The organism is Fischerella muscicola PCC 7414 (assembly GCF_000317205.1).
Classification (GTDB): domain Bacteria; phylum Cyanobacteriota; class Cyanobacteriia; order Cyanobacteriales; family Nostocaceae; genus Fischerella; species Fischerella muscicola.
Genome location: NZ_AJLK01000038.1, coordinates 1 through 9985, shown reverse-complemented (window position 1 = coordinate 9985; position 9985 = coordinate 1). Strand labels below are relative to the sequence as shown.

General features: G+C 41.5%; 5 protein-coding genes and 1 pseudogene. 3 read left to right on the top strand and 3 right to left on the bottom strand.

Annotation, left to right across the window (positions count from 1 at the left end; all coding sequences use genetic code 11):
- Window positions 1–113: 113 nt before the first annotated feature.
- The 3 genes from UYI_RS0105620 to UYI_RS0105610 form a co-directional block, all read right to left on the bottom strand.
- Window positions 114–365, bottom strand: coding sequence for a hypothetical protein (locus UYI_RS0105620; RefSeq protein WP_016865694.1), 252 nt, complete (start codon window positions 363–365; stop codon window positions 114–116).
- 361 nt (window positions 366–726) lie between these two features.
- Complete coding sequence (ppc, locus tag UYI_RS0105615) at window positions 727–3771, bottom strand: phosphoenolpyruvate carboxylase (RefSeq protein WP_016865693.1); 3045 nt, start codon at window positions 3769–3771, stop codon at window positions 727–729.
- Between the two features lie 109 nt (window positions 3772–3880).
- Window positions 3881–4111, bottom strand: a complete 231-nt coding sequence (locus UYI_RS0105610; RefSeq protein WP_016865692.1) for a hypothetical protein — start codon at window positions 4109–4111, stop codon at window positions 3881–3883.
- Between the two features lie 383 nt (window positions 4112–4494).
- Between UYI_RS0105610 and UYI_RS0105605 the strand changes: the two genes are divergently transcribed.
- The 3 genes and pseudogenes from UYI_RS0105605 to UYI_RS0105595 form a co-directional block, all read left to right on the top strand.
- Window positions 4495–7452, top strand: a complete 2958-nt coding sequence (locus UYI_RS0105605) for a DUF1574 family protein (RefSeq protein WP_016865691.1) — start codon at window positions 4495–4497, stop codon at window positions 7450–7452.
- Window positions 7453–7526: 74 nt separating this feature from the next.
- Window positions 7527–9026 carry an MBOAT family O-acyltransferase gene (locus UYI_RS0105600; RefSeq protein ID WP_026085763.1) on the top strand — a complete coding sequence of 500 codons (1500 nt, stop codon included), beginning with the start codon at window positions 7527–7529 and terminating at the stop codon, window positions 9024–9026.
- Between the two features lie 301 nt (window positions 9027–9327).
- Window positions 9328–9985: pseudogene (locus tag UYI_RS0105595) on the top strand (photosystem II q(b) protein); the annotation flags it as partial.

Below are 9985 nucleotides of genomic sequence, written 5' to 3'. Positions count from 1 at the left end.
TTGTCTTCCTTGTCCTCCTTGTCTCCTTTATCTCCCCATTGCCCCTAATCCCCACGACCGACAGGGAGTGGGGGCCGGTGAGTTCCCCACACTCCCCACACTTCCCCGACTTTTCACCGTTGGGGACGCGTCACCAAACCACCAAAAAACGCCCCTAAAATTGTGCCAGTCCACAATCCTGTGGTGCTACCTTGCCAAATTGCCCCTGGTGCTACCCAGGCATGACACGCTTGCTTCAAACCCCAGGCTTGATTTTGACATTTTTGGCTATGAATACTTAAGCTAATTTGTCCACCAATGTAACCACTCACAAAGCCGGATAGTAAAGCAAAAAAGGTGCAAATTAGAATTCGGTTTTTAGCCATTTTTTCATTTGGTAATTGTTTAGTTGTTGGTTGTTAGTGGTTAGTTGTTGATGGGGACGCAAGGCTTTGCGCCCCTAAAGTAGTTAACGTAATACCAGTTTGAAAAAAGAATGCGACAGATCGATTGATAGAATCCAGACACGTAAAGCAATTCCCAATCCAAAATCTAAAATCCAAAATCCAAAATGGTATAAGTTCGATAGATTTCATTAGCCCAAAATTCTGCCCTCAAATCAATTTGGGGCTAATAGCAAAAACCCACTTGAAGTGGGTTGAAGGAGCTATTTATCCAGTCTAATAAAAGTAGACTGTAGTTGGTTATTAACCACTAACCACCAACCACCAACCACTAACTAACACATCAACCCGTATTTCTCATACCAGCAGCAATACCATTAATTGTTAACAGTGCGCCGCGCAGCAGTTCGCCTTTACTATATCGTGAGTGAATTACTCCAGATGTAGCTATATTCTTAGACTGGCGTAGGCGCTTCAGGAGGGAAACCTGAATGAAGCCCAAAGGTACAATTGTACCATTACGTAACTGTACTGATCGCTGCAAGACAGGATCACCATCTAGAAGTTGTTGGTGTTCAGTGATTTTGAGTACTAATTCCCGTGTGAGATAGTATTCGCTGGCTATTTGTGCAAATAATTTCTCGAAACGGGGTTTATCGGCAGGATCAGATAACTCTTCCACATAGCGCCGCGCCATTTGCAAATCTACTTTTGCCAAAGTCATTTCTGCTTTGGAAATTACCATCTTAAAGAAGGGCCATTTCATGTAGAAATAGCGCAGTAATTGCAAATTTTCTTCTGGTTCTTCGTTTAAAAACTCTTGCAAAGCTGTGCCAACACCGTACCAAGAAGGGAGTAAGAACCGTGTTTGCGTCCAGCTAAATACCCAAGGAATCGCTCGCAAACTGCTTAAATCTTTTTTACCAGAAGGACGACGGGCTGGACGAGAACTAATTTGCAACAGGCTAATTTCCTCTATTGGGGTAACTTGGTGGAAGAAATCAATAAAGTCTGGTTGTTCGTAGATCAGCGAACGATAATGAGTACGCGATCGCACTGCTAATTCTTCCATGATTTCATTCCAAGGTTCAATATCATCAAACCCTGTTTTCAATAAGCTGGCTTGAATAACAGCAGTAGTCATTGTTTCTAAATGATACAGCGCTAAATCACGCAAGGAATATTTAGAAGCTAAGACTTCCCCTTGTTCAGTAATTTTGATGCGCCCATTGATACTGTGACCAGGCTGTGCCAAAATTGCCTCGTAAGCTGGGCCACCACCACGTCCAACAGAACCGCCACGCCCGTGGAAAATCCGCAAAGTCACGCCATGTTCTTCCGCTATTCGCTGTAAAGTCTTTTGGGCTTTGTGAATCTCCCAATTGCTGCTTAAAAAGCCAGAGTCTTTGTTACTGTCAGAATACCCCAACATGACTTCTTGGAGGTTGGGAGTCAGGGGAGATGGGGAAACTTTTTCCCTCTCCCCTGTCCCCTCTTCTTCCCTGTCCTTTTGAATTGCAGTGTAGCCTCCAGCTAATAAGGCGCGATATAAAGGCAATTCAAACAGCTGTTGCATAACACTCTTGGAGCGTTGCAAGTCTTCCACTGTTTCAAATAGGGGAACTACTTGGATTGTACCTACTGCTGTACCAGGATCGTAAAGTCCTGCTTCTTTAGCAAAGAGTAAGACTTCTAGGATGTCGCTGACTTGGCGACACATACTGATAATGTAAGTTTTGCAAATATTATTACCAAATTCTCGTTGTAGCGATCGCACTACCCGCAGAGTTTCAATAATATCATTGGTTTTTGGTGAAAAAGGTAGTTCGGCGGGAATTAACGGACGGCGAGTTTGCAATTCTCCTACTAACCAAGCAACTTTTTCTGCTTCTGTTAGTTCATTGTAAGAACACTTTAAAATGCCAAAGTATTCCAAAATCTCATTTAAAGCATCCGAGTGACGGGATGATTCTTGGCGGATATCTAAACAAGTCAGGTTAAAACCAAAAATTTCGACTTGGCAGATCAGATTTTCCAGTTCTTGGCAATTTAATCCTGTTTCTGCTAAGTTACGTTCAATTAACCGTAGTTCCGCTAAAAATTCTTCCCCAGAACGATAAATAGGAACTTCAGTTTTTGGTGTTTCTCGATTGTATAAAGCTAAGTTGCGATCGCGTGTATTTTCCAGTCGCTTCAGCACATAGGAAATTTTGAGCCGATAGGGTTCTTGGCGATAGCGTAAAGCCAATTCGTCGTAAACTTCACTTAACTGCGACTGGTCTATTTCTAATGATTCTAGTAAATCTGGTAAAACATCACTCCAATGCAGCGACACACTCAACAAATTAATTAGCCGCTTCACTGACTGAATGTATCTTTCTAAAACTATTTTGCGCTGATAACAAGCAGTCTGCCAGGTGATTTCTGGAGTGACTGATGGATTTCCATCTCTGTCTGCACCTACCCAAGAACCAAACTTACAAAAGTTCTTACTTGGTGGTTCTAACCAGGGAAAAGTATTAGCTAAAGCATATTTGAAGCGTTTATAAAGTTGGGGAATAGCATCAAATAAAACTTCTTGGAAGTAATGCAGGGCATAGTCTACTTCATCAAGTACAGAAGGTTTGAACTGGTGCAATTCATCGGTACGCCACCAGAGGCGAATTTCTTGAATTAATTGTTCCCGTAGTTCTGCTACTTCCCAGGCATAATCAGGATTACCTACACGTTTTTCTGCAACATCAAGTTGTTGCAGCAGTTTTACCACTCGTCGCTGTTTATCGCGGATGGTATGACGAACAATTTCTGTGGGATGAGCAGTGAACACTAATTGCACATCCAATTGGGCGATTAGGCGTTGAATTTGCTGGGGTGGTACGTTTAGCTGGTATAACTGGGGAAATAAAGCTGCGAAAGTGTCTTGGCGTTTGCGATGGGGATTGGCTTGCCAACTCTTGCTGAGCAATTCTGCCCCTAATCCGCTGCTGGCTTCAGAATTAACCGAGGAAATTGGGTTTGGTATTTCCTGAGTTCCGGCTTCACCTGACGCTTCATAGCGAGTCATTTGCTGCCGTTGTTCGTAGTCCTGCTCAATGATGTTGATCAGCTGGAAATACAATGCAAAAGCACGAGCTGCACGAATAGCTTCGTTGATATTTAACTGCTCTATTAATTTAAATACAGAGGAGGCTTGGTCAAGAGTTGCTTGTCCTTCTGGTGAGCATAAATCACGTAACTGCCGCAAAAGATCCACCATTTTTTGGCCGCATTCTTGCCGCAGTACGGACTCCCACAATTCTTCTACTATTTGTAGTCGATGGCGCAAAAATAAATCTGAAGCGGGGTAGATATTCACTTCCTGAGCGAAAAAGTATAAAAGGGAACTCATATTCTGTGTTCTAGTAAAGCCTATTACTTTTTATGATTTCAGGTTTTGCTCTTGACCGTCATGGAATTTGCCACAATAATTTTGAGAAAAAACAGTATAATATTTGACGCTAATTTTCTGGATTCTCTTCTGGAAAGTCAAGGATGGGAAGGCGATCGCCACGAAATAGTTCTTCACTGGCTTCCCCAAGAACTTGTAATGTTTCTGCGGTGGCTTTCTCTGCTAACAGCAACATCATCACCGATGCTGTACCCATTTGCAAAAGCAAAGATTGGGGAATGGTAAATAAACCCAAATTAAGTCCTGAGTTGGCTGAAGATTTGGAATTAGCAGCTTGCATAAGTAATTCTCGTGAACTAGAGGAAATCGATCAAAGTCAGCAAAATTAAACAAAGCTCAGAATTACCGAGCTTAAGTAACCATTTTGGCTGATGAATGAAAATTAACAAGTTAATAAAAGCGTTAAAAACTTCATGGTGGATAATTCTATGGTTCTAGTTTACAAGTGATTAGGGGATAGGGGATAGGGGACAGGTGATCGGGGATCGGGAATTAGGGACAAGGGAAGGGAGAGGATAAATAAAACATTAACCCCTGATCCCTGATCCTTGATTCCCAATCCCGAGTTCCCCAATCCCCAATCCCCGTTGCCCCTAATCCCCACTCCCTACGGTCGTGGGGTCCCCGAGTTCCCCAATTCCCGATCCACAATCTCACCTTTCCATGAAAATAGCATTACCAGTTAGTCAACAGTCCTTAATACAATGGGTAAGCCAAGCAACAGGAATCAGCTCTTTAGGTGTGAAAGTCCGATTGCGGGGAAATGAGCTGCACATTCTTTGTGAAAGTCCAGAGTGTCCCCAACGTTGGCGTACTCTTGTGGATTTGCTGCACGCGCTACAGCATACTGACTTGGATGCTTTGACCAAAAATGAACAACCTTCAATCTACCAAGTTTTCGTCTACGGTAGGAAAAAGGGGGAAAATCGGCCACAGTGGTGTCATCAGGTTTTCTTAAATCAGTTGGATCTACACCTACAACAGGTGGAACAAGCCTTGATCGCAGATGCGGAAAAATCCAGTCGTACGGGTGGGGCGCTAATTCTTTCTAATGAAAGTTTGGCACGTAAAGGCGATCCAGATGCGATCGCTCGCTATTTGAGTGAAAGTCTTAGTACCTTTGGCATCGGGGTAGAAGTCAAAGCCAAAAAGCAAGAACCGACTCTCGAAAATCCCAGCCATCAAAATCGCTTGTTGATTTACTGTCAGTCTAGCTATACTCCCGATCCTTCATTAATTGCAGAACCAGTAGCCCAGAAGTTACGCAGTCTCAAGCTTTCTGGTTATCAAGATGCAGTGATCGCCACACAAGTTGATGGGGAAACAGATTTTGACTGGATGTTAAGAGTGGATCTGACGCCTCCAGAAATCATGTTGAAAGAATGGGCGCGTTGGGGAGATTTACAAGCGATCGCCAGGATTTTAAATGAAAGGCTGTCTGATCTGGCAATCAAAGTCACAGCAACTCTCAAAGAATCTACGCTACATATATTTTGTAGTCCTGCTGACCCCAAGGCAACTGAGCAAATTCCCGATAAAACTCAGTGCTTACAGGCAATTATGCCTCAACTTCAAGCCCTTGCTCCCCAAGGAATTCTCGCCGCCACAGTTTACGGACACAAAACGACTGATCATGAACCGACTTGGATTGATTGGCAATCATTACCTGCAACAGAACACCCAGATTTAGCAGTATCAGCGTTAGAATTATCATCAGCTGGGGATGAACCTGCTATCATTTTTTTACTTGAGCGCTTGCTCAACCCTGACTTGGATATTCGCCTCAAAACAGGTGGTACTCGCGTCCTCTTGTTACGTAAAGGCGATTTACTACACATCATGTGCGAAGCACTTGTGTGTCCGTCACGCAAACGGGTAGCAAATAAAGTTACTCAGTTTGTCAGGCAGTTAAAAATAGCAGGAATTGCAGGCGTACGAGTTTATGGCCGCCGTGCGGGTAACAAGGAACCTTTTTGGAACTACGGGGTCGATTTTATCAATCGTCAACGTTTAGTACCAGAACCGACTCCTGAATTTGCTGCCACTGCTGCTTATATTGGTGAACTTTTAACACCTGAAGCTGACGAACCTGTGCTACGTCCCGATTTAACCAGCCAAGATGTACAGACTATTTTTGCAGAAGTGGCTCAGGACTGGGGTGCAAGAATCAGAAGATGGCTTTTAGCAACGCAGCTGTTTGCTGAAAAGGAACAGTCACAAGAGCAACAGGCAGAAGAAAATGGCTGGCGAGTGGCTTTAGTTTGGGGCTTGTTGGGGTTTTTGCTGACTCTGCAATCAGACTGGGTTTTGGGTTATATAACTTCTCACTCCATCCCAGAAACACCAAAGATTGCTAGCACCCCACCTCAATTATCTTCTGCTGAAGAACAGAATCAAAAGTTGGAAAGAACTGTTTTTTTTACCAATACATCCCCTGCATCTAAAAATCAGGTGTTTAATGCTTCTGGATTCACCCAAAAAGAAGAATCCATCACTAGGGGAAAAGCAACTGCAACTGCTATCTTGTTAGCAGCGCGATCGCCAATGCCAAGTTTCAACGCTCGTCAATTAGATGAGCAACTAGCACTCTACAAGCAGCGTCTTGCTCAAAACGGTAAACCACCAGATGTATTAATTATTGGTTCCTCTCGCGCTTTGAGGGGGGTAGATCCCACCACACTTTCTCAAGCTTTGGCAACTCAGGGTTACTCAGATATCGATGTGTTTAATTTTGGGATTAATGGAGCGACAGCACAAGTTGTCGATTTTATCCTACGTCGAGTACTACAGCCATCAGAACTGCCAAAATTGATTATTTGGGCTGATGGTGCGCGTGCTTTTAACAATGGTAGAGAGGATATCACCTTTAAAGCGATCGCAGCATCCCCTGGTTATCAACAAGTATTACAAAAAGCACCAGCCAAGGAAGATTCTCAGAATTCAACCACCACTTCAGCATCTATAAAACAGGAGCAAAGCTTTAAAACCACAACTTATACAGAGAATAATTCTCAAGTATTAGATAAGTGGTTAAACCAAGCTCTTGCAACTATTTCTACTACCTATAACCAACGAGATCAACTCAAGAGTTTACTGAACAAATCACTGAAGTCTTTGCCTTTAGTGAAAGGTAAATCAGCTGTTAATCCAAAAATTACATCAGCAGATCCAGAAGATGATACTTTTGAGCAAGCAGTTGATTTTGATGGATTTTTAGCAGTACCTATCCGTTTTAATCCAGCTAAATACTATCAAAAACACCCCAAGGTTAATGGTAGCTATGACAATGACTATAAATCTTTCCAATTAGGGGGTGAGCAAGACGCTGCTCTCCAAGCAGTATTGCAATTTTGTGCATCTAAAAAAATTACTATAGTGTTTGTAAATATGCCCTTGAGTGCAGAATATCTTGATTCAGTACGTAAAAATTACGAGCAAGATTTTCAGCAATACATGTTACGCTTAGCTGAAAATTCCAATTTAATCTATCGGGATTTGAGTTTAATTTGGCCCCAAGCCAATGAAAACTTTTCTGACCCCAGCCATCTAAATCTTTATGGTGCAGAAAAAGTTTCCAGAAAACTTGCAATTGACCCAATGATTCCTTGGCCAACAAAGTAATATTGTTGTTGGTTAGTTGTTATTTGTTGGTTGAATGATTAATCACTATTGACAATTGACTATTGACTATTTCAATGAACTTCATATCAATTTTATACGGAATATTTTTGCTGAGTGTGCTTTTAATTTACTGGTTAATAGCACAACCAAAACTACGAATGTTGACGCTATTGATTGCTAGTATTGGCTTTTATGCATCTTTGCAAATTCAATATATCCCGCTTTTACTAGCACTATCTTATTGTAATTTCCGTATAGGAATAGCTCTCGGTAAATATAATTCACCAAATAAAAATTCTTTAGAACTGCAATCTTTTGATGAAGAATTGCAGTTATCTCAAGCCGATTGGAATAGTCAGCGTTTAAAACTATTATGGCTGGGTATTAGTATAAATGTTTTGCTACTTTTAGGTTTTAAATATATACCACCTTTATATAACTTTATTTATCATAGTTCTACAAGTTCAGTAGTTGAATCTTTTAAATTAATTGCACCTTTAGGAATTTCATTTTTTACATTTGAGTGTATTTCCTATTTAGTTGATGTCTACCGTGGCGCGCCTGCTAGTAATCAATTTATTCAATTCGCATCATACAAATTATTCTTTGCTAAATTGATTTCTGGCCCCATTACTCGCTTCCATAACCTCACTCATCAATTCAATCACTTACGCTTTCCTACTGCTAATCTTTTTGCGGAAGGTATTTGGTTAATTGCCCAAGGAACTGTCAAAAAAGGCCTTTTAGCTGATCACTTGGGAATTTATGTTGATTTGTGTTTCGGAAATTTGCAACGGGCAGGTAGTACTGATTTATGGTTGGCAATATTTGCCTATGGTTTTCAGTTGTATTTAGATTTTAGCGGTTATGTAGATATCGCCCGTGGTACTGCTTTACTTTTCGGTTTGGTTCTACCAGAAAATTTTGACTTTCCTTACTTCAGCACTAGTATTGCTGATTTTTGGCGGCGGTGGCACATAACACTAGGCGATTGGTTGCGTAATTATATTTATTTTCCTTTAGGTGGTTCTCGTCAGGGTTTAAATCGCACCTGCTTAAATTTAATGATTGTGATGCTAATTGCGGGTATTTGGCATGGTGCAGCATTAGGTTTTGTAATTTGGGGTGGGTTTCACGGCTTAGCTTTAGTTATCCATAGACTTACTCATGCTTTTAGCGATCGCTTTGAGGAGTTAGAACATTTTTGGCACAATCCCTTAGGAACACTGATAGCTTGGTTATTTACACAACTGATGGTTTTCACCTCTTGGATTTGGTTTCGTCTACCAAATCTCCAAGATTCTTCTTTAGTGTTTAAACACCTTTGGGGTTATCCTGCTGACACTCAATTTGCTCAAAAAGTTTATGTGGAAGCCCTCAATATTAGTCAATATCAATTAGCAATACTGTTAGGCATAATTGCTACCTGCATGACTTTAGTTTATTTTTTCCATCGTCAACTAAAGTTACAGTTCAACTGGCCTGTCAAACTCTTGTTCGTACTTCCCTGCTTTTACGCTGTCTGGATACTAGCTCCAGAAGGGAGTTTACCATATATTTACTTTGATTTTTAGCAAAATATAGAAAGAAAAAGCATAGAAGTAAAAAGAGCAGATACTTATCTGTTTTTTGTCTGTTTTTTGAGTTAATTATAAATTTTGAATAGAAGTGATTTATGAGACTAAAGTGTTTACAAAATTTAATTAAGTTAAAACACAAAATATTAAGCAATATTAAGACATAAAAATTAACAAAAAATGAGTGGATAACCGCTTGTAATAAATAAATTCTTGTGTAAAGTTTATTAATACAGGCAACTTAAATGTTTGTCTGAATACATTCTTCAAAAATTCATTCATCGCACTTATAAGAGCAATGACTACAACCTTACAAAGACGCGCAAGCGGCAGCGTATGGGAACGGTTCTGCAACTGGATCACAAGCACTGAAAACCGCCTATATATCGGTTGGTTCGGCGTATTGATGATCCCCACCCTGTTGGCTGCAACCACCTGCTTCATCATCGCCTTCATCGCCGCACCCCCCGTAGACATCGATGGAATCCGTGAGCCTGTAGCAGGTTCCTTACTCTACGGCAACAACATCATCTCCGGTGCTGTTGTACCTTCATCTAATGCCATTGGTTTACACTTCTACCCCATCTGGGAAGCAGCTTCCTTAGATGAGTGGTTGTACAACGGTGGTCCTTACCAGTTGGTAATTTTCCACTTCCTGATTGGCTGCTTCTGCTACATGGGCCGTCAGTGGGAATTGTCTTACCGCTTAGGTATGCGTCCTTGGATCTGCGTAGCTTATTCTGCTCCTTTGGCATCTGCTACCGCAGTATTCTTGATTTACCCCTTGGGTCAAGGTTCCTTCTCTGATGGTATGCCCCTGGGAATAAGCGGAACCTTCAACTTCATGATCGTGTTTCAAGCAGAACACAACATCTTGATGCACCCCTTCCACCAGCTTGGTGTAGCAGGTGTATTTGGTGGTTCTTTATTCTCTGCAATGCACGGTTCTCTAGTTA